18 protein-coding genes are annotated in these 15,609 nt (G+C 60.1%); 6 read left to right on the top strand and 12 right to left on the bottom strand.

Translation table 11 applies throughout. The features are described 5' to 3' along the window. The first annotated feature begins 134 nt into the window (after nt 1-134). Both I5L79_RS09590 and miaA read left to right on the top strand, forming a co-directional pair. The gene (locus I5L79_RS09590) at nt 135-1,289 is read left to right on the top strand and encodes a glycosyltransferase (RefSeq protein ID WP_196954810.1); all 1,155 of its coding nucleotides are present in this window, start codon (nt 135-137) and stop codon (nt 1,287-1,289) included. 18 nt (nt 1,290-1,307) lie between these two features. Then, the gene (miaA, locus tag I5L79_RS09585; RefSeq protein ID WP_317191372.1) at nt 1,308-2,210 is read left to right on the top strand and encodes a tRNA (adenosine(37)-N6)-dimethylallyltransferase MiaA; all 903 of its coding nucleotides are present in this window, start codon (nt 1,308-1,310) and stop codon (nt 2,208-2,210) included. A 69-nt stretch (nt 2,211-2,279) separates the two neighbouring features. Here miaA and pfkA read toward each other — a convergent pair whose 3' ends face one another. Beyond that, a complete protein-coding gene (gene pfkA / locus I5L79_RS09580) occupies nt 2,280-3,251 on the bottom strand; it encodes a 6-phosphofructokinase (protein ID WP_196954809.1) in 972 nt (323 codons plus the stop codon). A 218-nt stretch (nt 3,252-3,469) separates the two neighbouring features. Here pfkA and I5L79_RS09575 point away from each other — a divergent pair, with 218 nt between their 5' ends. Beyond that, complete coding sequence (locus tag I5L79_RS09575; protein ID WP_196954808.1) at nt 3,470-3,919, top strand: tellurite resistance TerB family protein; 450 nt, start codon at nt 3,470-3,472, stop codon at nt 3,917-3,919. A gap of 8 nt (nt 3,920-3,927) precedes the next feature. Here the strand turns inward: I5L79_RS09575 and I5L79_RS09570 are convergent, their stop codons facing one another. The 4 genes from I5L79_RS09570 to I5L79_RS09555 form a co-directional block, all read right to left on the bottom strand. Continuing rightward, nucleotides 3,928-5,127, bottom strand: coding sequence for an aspartate aminotransferase family protein (locus tag I5L79_RS09570; RefSeq protein WP_196954807.1), 1,200 nt, complete (start codon nt 5,125-5,127; stop codon nt 3,928-3,930). 98 nt (nt 5,128-5,225) lie between these two features. Beyond that, entirely contained in the window at nt 5,226-5,690 is a 465-nt protein-coding gene (locus I5L79_RS09565) for a hypothetical protein (protein ID WP_196954806.1), read from the bottom strand. Nucleotides 5,691-5,713: 23 nt separating this feature from the next. Continuing rightward, entirely contained in the window at nt 5,714-6,151 is a 438-nt protein-coding gene (locus tag I5L79_RS09560; protein ID WP_196954805.1) for a hypothetical protein, read from the bottom strand. 31 nt (nt 6,152-6,182) lie between these two features. After that, on the bottom strand, nt 6,183-6,734 hold the full coding sequence (locus I5L79_RS09555) for an RNA polymerase sigma factor (RefSeq protein ID WP_196954804.1): 552 nt from the start codon (nt 6,732-6,734) through the stop codon (nt 6,183-6,185). A gap of 568 nt (nt 6,735-7,302) precedes the next feature. On the opposite strand from I5L79_RS09555, the gene I5L79_RS09550 reads away from it, so the two are divergent. Both I5L79_RS09550 and I5L79_RS09545 read left to right on the top strand, forming a co-directional pair. Continuing rightward, nucleotides 7,303-7,533: a hypothetical protein gene (locus tag I5L79_RS09550; RefSeq protein WP_196954803.1), complete on the top strand. Its 231-nt coding sequence runs from the start codon at nt 7,303-7,305 to the stop codon at nt 7,531-7,533. 75 nt (nt 7,534-7,608) lie between these two features. Beyond that, entirely contained in the window at nt 7,609-8,259 is a 651-nt protein-coding gene (locus tag I5L79_RS09545; protein ID WP_196954802.1) for a zinc ribbon domain-containing protein, read from the top strand. A 209-nt stretch (nt 8,260-8,468) separates the two neighbouring features. Here the strand turns inward: I5L79_RS09545 and I5L79_RS09540 are convergent, their stop codons facing one another. Next, nucleotides 8,469-9,203, bottom strand: a complete 735-nt coding sequence (locus tag I5L79_RS09540; protein WP_196954801.1) for a DUF481 domain-containing protein — start codon at nt 9,201-9,203, stop codon at nt 8,469-8,471. An 88-nt stretch (nt 9,204-9,291) separates the two neighbouring features. Here I5L79_RS09540 and I5L79_RS09535 point away from each other — a divergent pair, with 88 nt between their 5' ends. Continuing rightward, on the top strand, nt 9,292-9,882 hold the full coding sequence (locus I5L79_RS09535; RefSeq protein WP_231403005.1) for a hypothetical protein: 591 nt from the start codon (nt 9,292-9,294) through the stop codon (nt 9,880-9,882). Between the two features lie 63 nt (nt 9,883-9,945). Here the strand turns inward: I5L79_RS09535 and I5L79_RS09530 are convergent, their stop codons facing one another. The 6 genes from I5L79_RS09530 to I5L79_RS09505 all read right to left on the bottom strand — a co-directional run bounded on the left by I5L79_RS09530 (nt 9,946) and on the right by I5L79_RS09505 (nt 15,488). Further along, nucleotides 9,946-10,902 (bottom strand): transketolase family protein, encoded by a 957-nt coding sequence (locus I5L79_RS09530; protein WP_196954799.1) that lies wholly within the window; start codon nt 10,900-10,902, stop codon nt 9,946-9,948. A 63-nt stretch (nt 10,903-10,965) separates the two neighbouring features. Next, on the bottom strand, nt 10,966-11,637 hold the full coding sequence (locus I5L79_RS09525) for a phytanoyl-CoA dioxygenase family protein (RefSeq protein WP_196954798.1): 672 nt from the start codon (nt 11,635-11,637) through the stop codon (nt 10,966-10,968). A gap of 92 nt (nt 11,638-11,729) precedes the next feature. After that, complete coding sequence (locus I5L79_RS09520; protein ID WP_196954797.1) at nt 11,730-13,136, bottom strand: vWA domain-containing protein; 1,407 nt, start codon at nt 13,134-13,136, stop codon at nt 11,730-11,732. A 93-nt stretch (nt 13,137-13,229) separates the two neighbouring features. Then, complete coding sequence (locus tag I5L79_RS09515) at nt 13,230-14,123, bottom strand: transketolase (RefSeq protein WP_196954796.1); 894 nt, start codon at nt 14,121-14,123, stop codon at nt 13,230-13,232. 103 nt (nt 14,124-14,226) lie between these two features. Next, the gene (bcp, locus tag I5L79_RS09510; RefSeq protein WP_196954795.1) at nt 14,227-14,676 is read right to left on the bottom strand and encodes a thioredoxin-dependent thiol peroxidase; all 450 of its coding nucleotides are present in this window, start codon (nt 14,674-14,676) and stop codon (nt 14,227-14,229) included. Nucleotides 14,677-14,912: 236 nt separating this feature from the next. Then, nucleotides 14,913-15,488, bottom strand: coding sequence for a lipocalin family protein (locus I5L79_RS09505; protein WP_196954794.1), 576 nt, complete (start codon nt 15,486-15,488; stop codon nt 14,913-14,915). Nucleotides 15,489-15,609 lie beyond the last annotated feature (121 nt).

Genomic DNA, 15,609 nt, shown 5'->3' with positions numbered 1-15,609 from the left:
TAGAAGCGAACAGAAGAAGCACCCGGCGGAAAATAGCCCCCGCACGGGAGAGGTTGACTGCTTAAATTTGCTGAAATATCCCGAATCCGCCGTGTGCGGCCGCCGAATAATCCGGTATCGGGCTTTGCTTTGCCATGCCCCGCCTGCTTTTTACTGTCACCACCGACCTGAACTACGACCAGCGCATGCAGCGCATCTGCGGCTCTTTGGCGCAGCGCGGGTACGAGGTGCTGCTGGTAGGGCGGAAGCTGCCGCAGTCGTTGCCCCTCACGCCGCAGCCCTACGCCCAGTACCGGCTGCGCTGCTGGTTTCACAAAGGCAAGCTGTTTTACCTGGAGTTTACGCTGCGGCTGCTGGCCTACCTGCTCACGCAGCGGGCCGCCGCCTGGTGCGCCATCGACCTGGATACGGCTCTTCCCGTGTGGCTGCGGGCGCGGCTAAGCGGGCAGCCGTTCGTGTACGATGCTCACGAGCTGTTTACGGAGCTGCCGGAAGTGGTGCGCCGCCCGGCTGTGCAATGGGTATGGCGCCGCGTAGAGGCATTTATCGTGCCCCGGGCGCGGCTGGCGTATACGGTGGGGCCCGCGCTGGCCCGGCTGTTTGAGCAGCGCTACAACCGTCCTTTCGAGGTCATCCGCAATATCAGTCGCCTCGTTGAAGTGGCTGAGCATGCCCCTGTTTCTGCCCATGGAAACCCGTTTATTCTATACCAGGGAGCCTTAAATGAGGGTCGAGGACTGGAAGCCCTGCTGGAAGCTATGCCGCAGGTTCGTGGCCGGCTGGTGCTCTGTGGGGAGGGCGACCTGTCGCAGGAGCTGCGGGCGCGGGCGGAGCGGCTGGGGCTTCTGGCCAGCGGGCAGGTGGCGTTTCGTGGGTACGTGCTGCCGGCCGAGCTGCGCAGGCTTACCCGGCAGGCCACGGTGGGCGTGATGCTGCTCGAAAACCTGGGGCTGAGCTACTACTATTCCCTGGCCAACAAGTTCTTCGATTACCTGCACGCCGGCGTACCCCAGGTGGTGGTGGACTTCCCCGAGTACCGCGCCCTCAACGAGCAGTACGACGTGGCCGACCTGATACCTGACCTGGCGCCGGACACGCTGGCGGCGGCCCTCAACCGCCTGCTGCCCGGTGGCGACGCGGCCCACTACCAGACCCTGGCTCGTAACTGCCGCCAGGCCCGCCGGGAGCTGAGCTGGCAGCACGAAGAAGCCCGGCTGCTGGAGCTGTACGCCGCATTGGTGCCGTTGAGCGCGCCTGCGAAGCAGTCGGCAGCCGCTTTTATTTCCTGAATCGTTTTCCGATAACCTGTGCAGCTGCATTCCCTGATTTCCTCCGCCAAGCCGACATTGCTGGTCATCACTGGGCCTACCGCCGTGGGCAAAACCGACCTGTGCGTACGTCTGGCGCAGGAGCTGCGTACCGAAATTGTGTCGGCCGACTCACGGCAGTTTTTCCGGGAGCTGACCATCGGCACGGCTAAGCCTACGCCCGAGGAAATGCAGGGCATCCCGCATCACTTCATCAACTCTCACAGCATTACGGAGGAGTACAATGCCGGCCGGTTCGAGCAGGACGCCCTGGCCTTGCTGGCCGACTTATTCACGCGCCATCCCGTGGTGATTCTGACGGGTGGCTCGGGCTTGTATCTGCAGGCCGTCACGGAAGGGTTTGATGTGCTGCCGGCCGTGGCGTCTGAGGTGCGGGCACAGCTGCACGAAGAATTAGCCACCCAAGGCCTTGCCCCGCTGGTAGCCGAGCTGGCCCGACTCGACCCCGTTACGCACGCCCGCATCGACCAGCAAAACCACCAGCGCGTGCTACGGGCCTTGGAAATCTGCCGGGGAACGGGGCAGCCGTTCAGCTCGTTTCACGGCACCAGTTCGGCAGAGCCGCGGCCGTTTCGGATAGTAAAAATTGCCCTCAACCGGGAGCGGGAGGAGCTCTACCGACGCATCGACCAGCGTATGGATCTGATGCTGGTCCAAGGCCTGGAAGCCGAGGCCCGCGCTCTGTACCCGTACCGCCACCACAACGCCCTGCAGACCGTGGGCTACCAGGAGCTGTTCGGCTACTTCGAGGGCCAGTATGATTACGCCGAAGCCGTGCGCCTGCTCAAGCGCAACTCCCGTCGTTACGCCAAGCGGCAGCTCACCTGGCTTCGCCGCGACCCACAATATCAATGGCTGCATCCGACGGAGGTGAACTGGTGAGTTGATGTTCTAAGTTGCAGCACTTGCGCCGTCAGAACATCAACTCACCACTCCATCATCTCACCACTGCTACACGCTCAGGATGTCCACCATGCGCATAAAGCTCTGGTTGATGAGCTTCTTCTTATAGATAGTGTCTTTGAAGGGCGTGTACACCAGCTTGCGGTCTACGATGCCGGCCATTACGTTGCGCATACCGTTCATGAGGCCTTCCACGGCCGCAATGCCGATCTGCGAGGCCAGCATCCGGTCGGCAGCGGAAGGGGCGCCCCCGCGCTGAATGTGCCCGATGATGGTAACGCGGGTATCAAGCTGCGGAATAGCCTCCTTTACCTGCTTGGCCACAGCGTGGGCGTTGCCTTCCTCGTCGCCCTCGGCCACGATAACGATAAACGACGTTTTGGACCGGTCCCAGCTGGAACGCAGGCTGTCGATGACGGCCTCCGTAGAAAGCTTGGTTTCGGGCACCATCACGATTTCAGCCCCGCCGCCAATAGCGCACGGAATGGCAATGTAGCCGGAGTCGCGGCCCATTACTTCCACGAAAAAGCACCGGTCGTGCGAGTCGGCCGTGTCGCGGATTTTGTCGATGGCCTCCAGGGCCGTGTTCACCGCCGTATCGTAGCCAATGGTATAGTCGGTGCCGTACAGGTCGTTGTCGATGGTGCCGGGGGCACCTACCGTTGGGATGCCGAACTCTTCCTCAAACAGGGTAGCGCCGGTGAAGGTACCGTTGCCGCCAATGGCCACCAGGCCTTCGATACCGTTGTTCACGAGCTGATCGAACGCCTGCTGGCGGCCTTCCTTGGTTTGGAACTTCTGCGAGCGGGCCGATTTCAGGATGGTGCCGCCCTTCTGGATGGTGTTGGATACGGAGGCCGAGTCGAGGCGCACAAACTCGCCCTTGATCATGCCGCTGTAGCCGCGCATGATGCCGTACACTTCAATTCCGTGATACACGGCCGTGCGAACCACGGCGCGGATGCAGGCGTTCATGCCCGGCGAGTCGCCGCCGCTGGTAAAAACTCCTATTCGTTTCATGTAAGTCTGGTTCCAAGTACTATGCAGGCGGCCACGGCAGCCCACGCAAATGTTGCGAAGTACGTTAAAATCAACTTGTAAATTGTGGAGTTGGCTGTTTTTTCGGCAATTCCGTATTGCTACCTTAAGGCCGAACTACTATATTCCACCTTCCGTCCTAGGGCACGCGCTGCCATTTTCTCTTTCTCATTTTCACCGTTTTAAGCACTCCCACTGCTATGTTTGGTTTTTTCGAAAGCGAACAGACGAAAAAAGTCAAAAGCCACCTGGCTAACCTGGCCGCGCTGGCTAAAGCCGATGGTCACATCGACGAGCGCGAAATGAATTTCATTGTAGCAGTGGGCAAGAAGAACGGTGTGCGCGCCGACGACGTGCGCACCCTCGTAGCCAGCGCCCACGACCGCACAATGCTCGTGCCCGATAACGACTCCGAGCGGTTCGACCAGATCTTTGACCTGGTGGACATGATGCTGGCCGACGGCGTGGTAGACGACAACGAAATGGACTTCTGCATTGATATGGCCGAGAAGCTGGGCTTCCGCAAAGCCATTGTGGGCGTGCTGGTGCGCAAAATCTCCCTGGGCGTGAAGGATGGCCTGCCCCGCGAAAAAATTAAGGAAGAGTCGCAGAGCTTTCTGAACTACAACGAAGGCCTGGGCCCTCACTAAGCCACCCGCTACACCCGGTCCGTGACAAATGCTACGGCGCGCAGCAGCGCGGTGCAGGCCTCGTCTATTTCCTCGTGGGTGATGGTGAGGGGCGGGGCAAGGCGCAGGGAATTGTCGCAGAACAGGAACCAGTCGGTGAGGATGCCTTCGTGGGTTAGTGCCCGGTCGATGATGGGCTTCAGCACCGCGAAAGACTCGAACTCCACGGCCATCAGCAGCCCGCACCCGCGCACCGCCCGAATGGCCGGGTGCCGCAAAAGCCGCCGAAACCGAGCGGCTTTTTCCGTTACGCCTGCCAGCAGCTTTTCTTCCTGAATAACTCGCAGCGTAGCCAGCGCCGCCGCGCAGGATACCGGGTGCCCGCCAAACGTAGTCAGGTGCCCCAGAATCGGGTCCGACTTAAAGCCTGCCATAATTTCCTGAGGCGCGATAAACGCCCCGATGGGCATGCCGCCGCCCATGCCTTTGGCCGTGAGCAGCATGTCGGGCTCGATGCCGAACTGCTCGAAAGCCCAGAAGGTGCCTGTGCGCCCGAATCCGCACTGAATTTCGTCCAGAATCAGCAGGGCGCCTACCTCTGTGCAGCGCTGCCGTAGCGCCGCTAGGTAGCCGGTTTCCGGTACCCGCACGCCCGCTTCGCCCTGCACCGTTTCCACAATCACGGCGGCGGTGTGCTCAGTAATCAGTCGCAGATCATCTAGGTAGTTGAACTCGATGTGCTGCACGTCGGGCAGCAGGGGGCGGTAGCTGCGCTTGAAATCCTCGGAGCCCGTGACGGAAAGCGCGCCCTGGGTGGACCCGTGGTAGGCGCGGTGGCAGCTCACCAGCCCGGTGCGGCCGGTGTGGCGCTTGGCCAGCTTGAGGGCACCTTCCACGGCCTCGGTGCCGGAATTGGTGAAGTACACGGAGTCGAGGCGGGGCGGGAGGGTTTGGTGCAGGGCGTGGGCCAGTTCGGCCGGTGGGGCCTGCACCAGCTCCCCGTACACCATCAGGTGCAGGTACTTATCGAGCTGCCGCTGAATGGCTTCGATAACGCGCGGATGCCGGTGCCCCACGTTGCTGACGCCAATACCCGAAATCAAATCGAGGTAGCGGCGTCCATCGGGCCCGTACATGTACACGCCTTCGGCCCGCTCAATTTCAAGCAGCAATGGGAAGTCGGAGGTTTGGGCCTGGTGGCGCAGGAACAGCTGGCGGGGCGTAAGCATAAGTTAGTAACAGCGTCAGCCCGCAAAGGTACACCAGCAGAGAATGAGCGAAGCGGCGCATAATACGTCACTTGGCTCTTTTCCCCGGTTATTCTTCCTTATTCGCCGCCCACGCGGCTGCTGCGCCGGTCGGCTACGCGCTGCAGCACCTGCTTGGTAAACTGGCGCTCAGCTACAAACAGGCTGGCCGTCTGACGGATGCTGATGACTTTCTGGAACCGCTCGAAGTAGTCTTTTTCCAGATCTACTTCCTGCTGGCGTAGGGCCAGGGCCTGGCGCAGGTTGTCGCGCAGCTGCTGGTCGGTGAGACTTTCGGGGTTGTCGGTGCGGAGCTGGCGCAGGCGGCGGTTCAGGTCGCGGCGCTTGTCGCTGTACTCGTTGTAGACCGGCCAGAAGCGCTGGGCCTGCTCCGGGGTGAGGGCCAGCTTATCAGTTAGGAAAGCAATTTTGGCGCTTTCAAGCTGGTTGAGCCGTTCTCCCCGGCGGCCGCCCTGGGCCTGCGAGGCCAAAGGAAGCAGCAACAGCAGCAAAGCCAGGGTGAGATAGTGCGGAAAGGATTTCATGGCAACGGAAGGCAAAAGGCAGGTTAGAAGTACACTTCGTCGGCGGGCAGCGCGTCCAACTCGCGTTGCAGCTCATCGGGCGTAGGCTGCGGATACGGGTCGTTGCCGAGGGCAACGGCGTCGGGCAGCTCCGCCAGGTCGGCCAGGGTCACGCGCTGGTCGGACGCCAGCAGGTACTGCACCAGCTCATCCTGCGGGACCTGAGCCAGCGAAATTGCCGCCACATCCGGCGTCGGGCTCAGGAAAAACGAGGCCGCAAAGCCCCCCAATACTAGCGTCGAGGCCAGCGCCGTGCGCAGCGGCGCCGACAACGCCGTGAGCCAGCCCCAGGCCGGTGCGGCGCTGGGCTGCACGCGCTGCATCACGCGGGCGGGCAGCTGCTCAAAATAGCGGTCCGGGGGCGCGGCCAGCGGCGGGTGCGGCCGGCGCCGGTGTTCATCCAGACGGAAAGGAGTATTCATAGGCGGTTAGAGGCGGCCGGGGGCGTCGGGTTTAATTGTTAAGGGAATGTTCAGTAACGTACTGCTCTACCTTTTTGACGGCATGGTGGTAAGAGGCCTTCAGCGCGCCTACGGACGTGCCCGTGACTTCGGCCATCTGCTCGTAGGGCATTTCGTCGTAGTAGCGCAGGTTGAACACCAGGCGCTGCTTGTCGGGCAGGCGCAGGATGGCTTTCTGCAGCTTCAGCTCTACTTCGTCGCCGGCCAGCTGCTCGTCGGCTTCCAGCTTTTGCGCCAGCTCGGCGCCTACGTCGTTAAGGGGCAGGAAGAACCGCCGCCGCTTGCTTTGCAGAAAACTCAGGCACTCGTTGGTGGCAATGCGGTAAATCCAGGTGTAGAGCGAGGCATCCTGGCGGAAGCTTTCCAGGTGGTTCCACACCTTCACAAAGGTATCCTGCACCAGGTCGTCGGCATCGTCGTGGTCGACCACCATCTTGCGCACGTGCCAGTACACCTTGCTTTGGTACTTGCGCACCAGCTGGTTGAAGGCCACGTTGCGGGAGGCCGGGTCACGAAACTTGCTGAGAATTTCCTGGTCTTCCAAGCAGGCGAAGGTAGGGTAGAGGCGGAGGGAGTGCGCGGGATTAGAGGTGCTGGGTGGGTGCGGGTTTAATCTAAGCCCCTAATTTTTATTAAGGCTGCTCAGATGTTACTAGTCATGCGCCAACTTGCACCCTATATTATTCATCCCTAAACAATACGCTGAGAAGTTATCCTGATGAGCTTACTTAAACCCTGCTTTCGCTATCTGAGTGTTTGCTGCCTAGTTCTAATAGGTTTCCCCGTCGTGGCCCAACGTGCTTCCCTCAACAGTATACCCACGATGGAACAGGAACTGGTTGTAGAAACGCCAGCGGGAATTCATTGGTATCAGGCAACCGAGATAATAGTGGAGGATTCCCGCGTTTTAGCATCGGATCAACCGCTGAAACTTCCTTTAGTATCGGTATCCGGCCAACAGGCATAGAGTATGCCCTACGCTGATACCACAGCAACAGGCGCGTATTCAAACGCTGTTGCGCAATGGCTTTCAAGGCAACGACTCAGTGCCCGCAGTTACAGTACGCTGCCGGATACGTGAGAGCTATCAGTTTTTTGCCGTCTCAAATAGAATGGTGACTAACGCTCCGGCAGCGGAGAGCATCAGCCTGATGGCGAGTGTCCAGCTAGAGTTGCTAGACGCTGAAGGTAATATCCTCCATAGCGTTGTGGGAAGGCAGCAGCTTTTGCGGCACAGTAATAATGTTCAGTATAAGATGGCAGGCCAGCTATATATGCTAGTGCTGGAAGGTGCTGTATTTGATGCGCTGCAGCGTTTAAAGGAGCAAACTCAGCCAGAGTAAACTAGTGTGCTCAGGAATAGAACTGGCCGAAGGTAATCCGTATTTTCGCCCCGCCGATTACTTCTACCCACTGCTATGAGCAACATGATTCAGTTCGTCGCCAACCACGACGACCTCAGCACCGACAAGGGCTTCCAGTTTAAATTTTACTGCGACAAGTGCCGCAATGGCCATATGTCGCGGTTTCTGCCCAACAAGGTGGGCATAGCCGGGGAGTTGCTGCGGGCGGCTGGCAGCCTGTTCGGCGGCCACTTCTCCGATGCCGGCAACGCGGCCTACCACGTGCAGCGCGCCATTGGTGGCAAGGCGCACGACGACGCCCTGGACACCGCCGTGCAGGAAGGAAAAACGTACTTCAAGCAGTGCACCCGCTGCGGCCACTGGGTGTGCCCCGATGTGTGCTGGAACCACTCGGCTGGCCTCTGCGAAGATTGTGCCCCCGACGAGCACGAGGAACTAACCGCCCAGCAGCGGCAAGCGGCCCGGGAGCAGATTCACACCAAAACACGGGAGCAGGACTATACCAAGGATCTGGATTTCCTGGGCCGCGCCTCGCTCACCCAGTGCCCCAAGTGCAGCGCCAAGCTCGCCCCCGGCCAGAAGTTCTGCCCCGAGTGCGGCACCACCAACGCGGCGGCCGCTACCAAAGCCAAGTTCTGCGGTGACTGTGGGGCTGCCGTCAAAGCCGAGCAGCGGTTCTGCGCCGAGTGCGGGGCAAAGCAGTAGCACACCAACAGGTCATTGCGAGCGACGCGAAGTAAATCCGTCCTATAAAATGTACTGAACCCGAATAAGTAAAAAGCCCTTTCCCGTTGCAACGGGAAAGGGCTTTTTACATTTTGAGGCGTTGGGCGTTACTCAGGACGGATTGCTTCGCGCCGCTCGCAATGACATGACAGCTGATGAATTGAGGCGTTTTGAGTGTCCGTGCGCGGCTACTTCGTGCTGTAGGCCACGCCTACGGTTACGTTGGTGTTGTCGTTGGGCTTGCCTTCCAGCACGCGGCTTTCGAAGGTGTAGGCGTAAGTGCCCGTAATGGCCAGCCGCGAGGTGAAGCGCAGGGCCAGCGTGGTGAGCTGGCTGAAGCGGTAGTCGTCGAAATTCTGGAGGTTGGGCAGGTAAAACGTGTTGGCCGTGAGGCTGAAGACACGGTAGCTGTACACCACCTTCAGGCGGGCCGAGCTGCGCGTGACTTTTCGGCTTGAATTATCCTGAAAATACGTGGCTTCCCGTATGATGAGGTTGCTCAGGGCCACCTCCCGCCCCAGCGAATCCTGGTAAAACGCCCAACCTGGCCCGGCGCCCAGCTGCGTACGGTTGTCGATGCCGCGCAGGTTGCTGCGCTCGTATCCCCCGATACCGTAGAAGCGGAAGTGGCCTTTCCAGTAGTAAGGCGTGGCGTTGAGCAGAAATTCCCGCTCCTTCAGCCGCCGGTCCTGCTTGCCGTAGGCAAAGCTGCCCATCACGGGCGCGCCAAAGTGCATGCCGCGCAGCAGCGTCACGTTGTGCACGGTGGAAAACAGGGCCCGGTTCACCCCGCCCGACGTGTACTGCCCCGTGAGTTGCCCGCTGTAGCGGATGATAGTGGTATCGGGCCGCTGGGCGAGAGCGGGAGTGGCGGCCAGAAGCAGGATTAGCAGTGGCAGCTTGCGGAGAAAGAAAACGAACATGCGGTAGTAGTGGGGCCGGTTGGCGGCTTATGCGACGCAGGCTGTATCTTGTCAGCCGGTAACAGGCCCCAAAACTACCGATGAATCTTTGTTCGATAATCCAATGAAGTGGATAATACTTACCGTTCTTCTGTGGGTTTCCGGAGCAACGGCTCATGGCCAAACGGTGCTCCAGGGGGACTCGCTGTATCGGGGCTTGCAGGTAGGCAAGTCAACATTCGAGGACATTAAGCGGGTAATGGGCAGCGACTATAAAGCTGAAAAAATAACAGGGGAAAGTACGGGCAAGCTGCGGGATGGGAGGTGTGTTACTATCAGGCGAGTAATCGGACAAAAGGTCTATTACCGTAAACAGGGAGTTACATTTTACATCCGGAGTAATTCCAGACAAGAATGGTTAGGAGGAATTGACTTCAATTCTAGATGTACTGTTCAGTCATCTCAGGGTATTATGCCCGGCCACCACACGTTTGCCGACGTAATTGCTAGCTATGGGCCTATTGATTTCGATAAAAAAGACAACACTACGCCCAAACTTGAGCAATCCTCTGATGATGGCGAAAATTGGATGACAAGCATCGTATTCCCGAACGTCAGTTTTCGAAGTGTCGGCAAGCGTCAGCCCGGCGAAAATATCTTACTCCGAAGAATAGAAATTATTCGTTTGGCCAGTGAGTAAACACAACGTCCCGGCTGCAGTTGCTGCAGCCGGGACGTTGTGTTTATGAGAAGTAGTTAAACCCTACTTCCGCCGCGCCATTACTTTCTCCACGGCGCGCACGATGGCGGCTTCGTTGAGCTCGTATTTTTCCATCAGCTGGTCGGGCGTGCCGGACTCACCGAAGGAGTCGTTTACGGCTACCATTTCCAGGGGCAAGGGCTCCTCGCGGGCCAAGAGTTGGGCAATGGAGTCGCCGAGGCCGCCGTTCATCTGGTGTTCCTCCGCCGTCACCACGCAGCGCGTCTTGCGCGCCGACTCCAGCACCAGCTGCGCATCCAGCGGCTTGATGGTGTGCAGGTTGATGATTTCGGCGTTGATGCCTTTCTCCGCCAGCAGCTTGCCGGCCTGGATGGCCTTCCACACCAGGTGGCCCGTGGCGAAAATGCTCACGTCGGCGCCCTCGTTGAGCACAATGCCCTTGCCGATTTCAAACGTCTGGTCGGCGGGGGTGAAGTTGGGAACAACCGGGCGGCCGAAGCGCAGGTACACGGGGCCTTCGTGCTCGGCAATGGCCAGCGTGGCGGCCTTGGTCTGGTTGTAGTCGCAGGGGTTGATGACGGTCATGTGGGGCAGCATCTTCATCAGCCCGATGTCTTCCAAGATCTGGTGGGTGGCGCCATCTTCGCCCAGGGTGAGGCCGGCGTGCGAAGCGCAGATCTTTACGTTCTTGCCCGAGTAGGCAATGCTCTGGCGGATCTGGTCGTAGACGCGGCCCGTCGAGAAGTTGGCGAAGGTGCCGGTGAAGGGAATTTTGCCCCCGATGGTGAGGCCGGCCGCCAGGCCCATCATGTTGGCCTCGGCAATGCCTACCTGGAAAAACCGCTCGGGAAAGTCCTTCACGAAGGCATCCATCTTGAGGGAGCCAATGAGGTCGGCGCACAGGGCTACCACATTGGGGTTGGTTTTGCCCAGCTCGTGCAGGCCCGCGCCAAAGCCGCTGCGGGTATCTTTCGATTCAGTGTAGGGAAAGTCTTTCATGTGGTAGGGTCTTGGGGCCTTAGGGAATTGATTTTTTTATGGTTGACGCGTATTGCGCGGAGTTCAGGATAAGGGCAGCTTTTCCCGCCACTGCAAGCCTGCGGGCAGTTCAGCGGCGCTGAACTCCAGATGGATGACCCGGCGGGGGCGCGGGCTGGTGCTGCGGTTGGACGCGTGAAGCGTGAGGGGTTGCATCAGCATAACGCCTCCGGCTGGTACATCGCAGTGTATGGCCCAGGACGTAAAAGCCGGGTGCTGGTCGTTCGGGATGACACCGTGGCGGTGGGAGCCGGGTACCACGCGTAGGGCACCGTTGGTGACGTCGCAGTCGTCGAGGTGTAGGCGCAGGGTGATGATGCTTTCCAGGATTTCGCGCGGGGGCAGCACGGTGGTTTCGCCGTTTTTTGTGCTCCAGGGGCCGTAACCGGGTAAGTCAAGCCGCTGGTCTACGGCTATCATCACATCCTGGTGCCAGGCCACCAGCCAGTTGGAGCCGGCCGGTTTGTCAAAATAAATAGCCTTGACGAGTTGTGGCGTTCGGCCGGGAAACAAGGCTGCCAGCAACGACCGTAGCCGGGGCGTCAACAGCAGCTCCTGTAGCTGGGGCAGCTCGCCCAGCAGATTGCGGATGGCAAACACATCCTGGCTGCGGCGGAAGTTGGGCGAGGAGCCTTCGGCTGTTTCGATGGTATGAAGTAGGTCAGCTATTTCCTCGGGGGAGAAGACGTTCGGCAACGTAGCATGGCCAGTTGTAGCAAGTTGAGCGGCCACTTCAGCTGCCTCAAATTCAATTGAGCTACTGCTCGCTATTTCCTTTAGCTGCCCGCTCATTTTCCGAAAATGCTTACCGACGTTGTCTGGCCGGATCTAATGGTGAAGGAGCGCGTGTCAGTGAACTTGCTGCCGGTGGCGGTGCTGGTGCGAAACACCAGGCGGTAAGTGCCCGGCTGCATGGGCAGGTTGATCTTGCTGCTGCCGCCCTCGGGCAGGTTGTAGAGCCAGGTTTGGGTATCGTCGGGGTTCAGGCGGTAGATGCTGCCGTAGCCTTTCAGGTCGCTGATGATGTTGAGCGTGCCAGGAGCGTCGTAGGTCACTACCGTTTCGCGGCCCTGCGTGATAGTGACGCGGCGTAGCTGGCGGGGCAGCGTGAGCAGCTCCACCTCGTAGTTGCCGGCCAGGAGCTTTTGGCGGGTGCCAAAGGAGCGGGAAATGAGCGTGACCGGGTTGCCGGCCTGCCGGACCACGGCCTGCACCCGCCCGTAGGCATTGAGGGTGGACAACGGGTTCTGCAGCACCAGCGTGCCCTGCGGCACTTTGAAGTTAAGCACATTGGCCTTGCCCGGCCGGATGGCCAGGTTCGGGTGGCGCACGGCCGGCACCGTATTAATCACCAGGTCGTAGCTCTGCAGCGGGTCCACGTCCAGCACGTCGGGCTGGCCTTTCTCGTCGCGCCAGTGGATGTAGTTGTACTCCGGCGTCTCCGTCACGTTGTTGATGAACGTCATATTCACGTTCGACTCCACGCCCCGGCCCAGGTCGTCGGTCAGGTTCACGGCTACGGTGGTGCGGGCCAGCGTCTGGGCAATGACGTCGTTGAGAATCGTGCGAAACGTCTTCACGTCGGCGGCATTATAGTAGGTGCCCATACACTCCAGCTGCTTACCAAACTCCCGCTCCGCTCCAATGCCAATCACAAACGGCTTGAGGAAGATGCGCTTGCGCTGCAAGGCCAGGGACGTGGCGCACGGGTCGCCCTTGCACGACTCCAGCCCGTCGGTAATCAGAATGAGCACGTTGCGGGCCGACTTATCCGCCGGAAAGTCGCCGGCCGACTGCTGCAGGGCGTAGGTGATAGGCGTGTTGCCCTGGGGCTTCAGCTGCTGCAGCCGCTGCTTGATGGCCCCCGCGTTTTTGCGCGCAAACGGCACTTCCAGGCGCGAGTCCTCGCAGTTGTTTTCCTTGTTGTCGTGCTGATGCCCGTAGGCGCGCAACGCCAGCTCCAGGTTGGGGTAGGCGTTGAGCGAGTCTACCATCTTCGAGAGCAGGTTCTTGGCTATATCCCAGCGCTGCTGCCCTTCCCACGGCGCCTGCATCGAGCCCGAAGCATCCAGCACAAAGAGGATGCGGGTAGTGCGCGGCTGTTCGGAAGGAGGAGCCTGCTGGGCACGAAGCGGCCCGGCCAGCCACAGCCAGCCAGAAAGCAGCAGAAACAGGACGCGAACGGGGTGGGACATAGGGCAGCAGGGCGCGGCAGGCAGAAAAGGGTGCATAAGAAGCCAAACGAAACCGGCCAGGCTTCTTATGCAAGGCAAAAGCAGTAGCTGTGCTTAGTAGTCGGAAGCCTTTTCTACGGCCAGCTGCTGCAGAGCCATTTCCAGCTGCTCGTTGTTGGGAGCTACGCCGTGCCACTTGTGGGAGCCCATCATAAAGTCAACGCCGAAGCCCATCTGCGTGTCCATTAGCACCATCACAGGTTGGCCCTGGCCGAGCAGGCCCTGGGCTTCCTCAATTGTGGGAAGCAGCTTCTCGAAGTCGTTGCCATCGGTTTCGAGCACGCGCCAGCCGAAGCTCTCAAACTTGGCCCGCAGGTCACCCAGGTGCATCACTTTGTCGGTGGGGCCGTCAATCTGCTGGCCGTTGCGGTCTACGAAGGCAATGAGGTTGTCGACTTTGTGGTGGGGCGCGTACATGGCTGCTTCCCACACTTGTCCTTCTTCCAGCTCCCCGTCGCCCATCAGCACGAACACGGTGCGCGGGTCGTGGTTGAGCTTTTTGGCCTGGGCAGCGCCGGTAGCTACGCTCAGCCCCTGGCCCAGCGAGCCGGACGCAATGCGGATGCCGGGCAAATGCTCGTGGGTGGCGGGGTGGCCCTGGAGGCGGGAGTTGAGCTTGCGGAAGGTAGCCAGCTCACTTACCGGAAAGTAACCCGAGCGGGCCAGCACCGAGTAGAAGACCGGCGAAATGTGCCCATTCGACAGGAAAAACAAGTCCTGGTTGCGGCCATCCATATCAAACGGCTGGGGCGTGTGCTGCATCACCCGGAAGAAGAGCGAAACTAGCAGGTCGGTGCAGCCCAGAGAGCCGCCGGGGTGGCCCGAGTTTACGGCGTGCACCATGCGCACGATGTCGCGCCGCACCTGCGCGGCAATCTGTTTGAGCTCGGCCACGGAGGTGGTGGCGGAAGGGGCGGAAGAAGCGGCGAAAGACGTGTCCTGCGACATGGGCTGGCGGAAAGAAGAAGTTAGGGTAGGCAAAGGTAGGAACTTGGGCCGGCTAGGCCGCACAGAAAAAAGCCCCGCCGGAAAGACGAGGCTTCAAAGGAAATCAAAGCAGTTGCGCGGCGTGGTTCTTCGTATCAACTTTGGTAATGACCTTCTCAATACAGCCCTGCTCGTCAAGCAGAAATGTGTAGCGCATCGTGCCCATGTACTTGCGGCCGTACATCGATTTTTCCTGCCACACGCCGTAGGCTTCCACCAGCTGCTTGTCTTCATCGACGAGGAGCGGAAAAGGCAGCTCATACTTGCCGGCAAACTTCTGATGCGACTGGGGCGAGTCGATGCTCACCCCCAACACCTGAATGCCCGCCGCCAGCAGCGCCGAATAGTTGTCGCGCAGGTTGCAGGCCTGGGCGGTGCAGCCGCTGGTGTCGTCTTTGGGGTAGAAGTAGAGGGCTACTTTGCGGCCCGCGTAGTCCTGGAGGCGGTGCCGGGTGCCGTGCTGATCTAGGGCGTCGAAGGCCGGAGCCTGCTCGCCGACGTGGGGAATTGCCATGCCGCGAAGGTAAGGGGAGATGGGGAAAGGGTAAGTTGTCATTGCGAGGCATGTGGCGCATCAAGCCAGTGTCCGAAGCAATCCGTCCTAGGCAACGTACCAAGCCCTGATACGTGAAAAACCCCAGACGTCCGTGCTGGCGTCAGGGGCTTTCTGGTAGAAGAAGGGGTCTGGTATTGTTCAGGACGGATTGCTTCGCGCTGCTCGCAATGACAGCAGAACATCAACTCACTATCTCACTTCTCCGGCTGGGGCGTGTAGATGAGGTTCTCGACGGGGAAGCCCAGCTCCTTGGCGCGGGCCACCAGCCGGTCGCGGCGGTTGCGCTCCAGGTGCGGGGCGCGGCTTAGCAGCCACAGGTTCTTGCGGCTGGGCTCACCTACCAGGGCATACTGGTAGTCGGCCAGGTCAAGGTCCAGAATCCAATAGTCGCCTTCGAAAGGCCAGAAGAACTGCACTTTCAGCCGGGCATTGGTGGCATCGATAGCGCGGGCTACGGCCGTAGCCGTTTCCACAGGGCCTTCCAGGCCTTCCTTGTGACAGGTATTGCGCACGGCTACTTTGCCATCAGGGCGCAGCTTGTACTCAGCCGTCACGTGCTGGCAGCCTTTCTCGAAGCGGGTGGGCAGCCGGGCTACTTCGTGCCACAGGCCGGCGTAGCGGTGCAGATCTACGTGGGGCACGGTGGGCAGCGGTGGGTGCAGCTTGCGGCGGGCGTAGGCATATACCGCTACGCCGGTGGCTATAGCGGCTGCAGCTGCACCCAGGAGTACCGGCTGGCGTTGTTTGGGAAATTGGGGAATGGGAGGCATAGACACAGGGTGAGTTGGAACTCGGCTATACGCAAGCTGGCGGCCCTGGGTGGCCTATTCACTACCTTGTCGATACTCCCTCTGCAGATGAAGGAGTATTCCCTGGGCTGTGTGGACAGCA

The organism is Hymenobacter guriensis (genome assembly GCF_015773195.1).
Taxonomy (GTDB): Bacteria; Bacteroidota; Bacteroidia; order Cytophagales; family Hymenobacteraceae; genus Hymenobacter; species Hymenobacter guriensis.
Note: the sequence above shows the minus strand (reverse complement) of the source record. Positions and strands in the feature narration are given on the sequence as shown.